General features: G+C 67.1%; 1 pseudogene. It reads right to left on the bottom strand.

Going from position 1 to position 1,731, the window contains the following annotated elements:
• Positions 1-1,261 precede the first annotated feature (1,261 nt).
• Positions 1,262-1,731 (bottom strand): annotated as a pseudogene (locus ACFRJ9_RS23935) (hypothetical protein); the annotation flags it as partial.

The following is a 1,731-nucleotide window of genomic DNA, read 5'->3' as shown; positions in this document are numbered from 1 at the left end:
GCCCTGTTGGCGCAGGGGACCGCTGTTTTTTTGCCTCCAGGTGTTCGAGGGCTGTCGGACTACACGGCGACCGGAAACCCGTTGGCGCGGTCGGCGTCGAACTCGTCCTCGAAGGGCCTCGTTCGGACTCCGGTGCTGCCGGTCAGGGAGAAGCCTACGCAGCGCGAGCGGAGCCGCCACAATGCCAACGGAATCACGCACACGCATAAAAGCGCCTAAGTGGCCCTGACCTGCTGCTTCATGTCGGATGCTCAGCTCACGAGGTTGGTGACAGGCACTTCATGTAGGGGGGTCATGAGGCCGCCAGCAGATCGAAAGTCCTCACATGAACCCTTCGGTGACGCGCACCACGTGACCGAGGGTCACTGGACGGATACTTCCGCTGACCGGCCCTGTCGACGAACATCGAGCAGTCGAACTTCGGGTCCGTCTCTAGGACGTTGAGCAGGTCGTTCGGCCGGTCTAAGCGCTGGTGAACGGGCCGCGGAGGACACCCTCGAAACTCACCTGGCAGGGGACGCCGCCTGAGATACATCTTCGCCCCTGGAGCGAAACGGCTGCGGTCCGATTTCCGGTACCTCAGGTACTGGACCTGCTTCGCGAAGAACATCTCCGAGTTCTTCTTGCAGCACTAGACCTTGTCCTCGATCTCAGTGCCGAAGTCGGCGCCGGCGAGGAGGACGACGGCAAGCTCTGAGTCGCTACCGACCGGTCGCGGGCGGCCGTCGTTGACATCAGATCCGGGCAGCCAGTTGTGGCCTATTGGAACGTTAGGCCGAGCGTCGGGGGCGACGTCGGGCCCGGGCACGGGCAGGGGAGCAAGCTAAGCGATCAGATATCTGATCGGTCCGCCGTGCCGGTCGGTCGCTGCGCTGGGCGTGTCCTGCGGGGCGCAGATTCCGGCAGCGAGTTGTGGGTCATTGGGCCCAGTTTCGCGGTCGGCCGGGCGGCGGCTTGCGACAGCTCTTGCGCCATCTCCTGCGGCATCTGCTGCGGCATCTGTTGCGACTTCTGCTGCCCTTACCGGATTCCGGCCGACCCCGTCTGTGCAGGTCACCACGCGTGGTGGGGGTGTCCGTTTTCGCTGACATCCCCTCTACTGCCCGCCTCCGTCACGTCCCCACCTGAAATTGGCGGTGGGGACGGTGACGCGCGGCGGCCCGGAGAGGGGATCCGGCGCCCCTCGCTGTCGCGCGAAAGCGCCGGCGCCCCGGACCCGTGTCGGCATCAGATTCCGGCAGCGAGTTATGCCGGACTGATATCAGTTCTGCGGCTGGGCGAGGCGTCGGGCGATGTGCCAGACGGCACGTTCGCGGTCGTCGGCGTCGTCCTCCTGGTCGTCGTTCTCCTCGGCTTCGCGGCGACGTCGTGCAGCTGCTTCCTCGCGTCGGCGGGCGAGGGCTTCGAGCATCTCGGCGTACGCGTCCACGACGTCCTGCGGACCGAGAACGACGACCTCGTCGGCGACGTCGGCGAGCGCCAGGACCTCACGGACGCGGGCAGCCATGGCGGCCGGGTCGGTGTTGCCGTCGGTGCCCTCGGCGGCCTGCGTCGCCTCCAGGTCGAGGGCCTTCCTCGCGACCGCGTGCCAGCCGTCCTCGGTGACGCGGACGCCCGCGCGGAGTTCGCCGCCCTCGGCGTCGGCCGCCGCGAGCAAGTCGAGGTTGTCTTCGTCGGTGTCGCCGCCGTCGATGCCGAGCATCGAGCGCAGGTAGCGGGTCCACTCGATCG

This window comes from Paenarthrobacter sp. NPDC056912 (assembly GCF_042786555.1).
In the GTDB taxonomy this organism is placed as follows: domain Bacteria; phylum Actinomycetota; class Actinomycetes; order Actinomycetales; family Micrococcaceae; genus Arthrobacter.
This window is presented reverse-complemented; position numbering and strand designations above follow the sequence as displayed.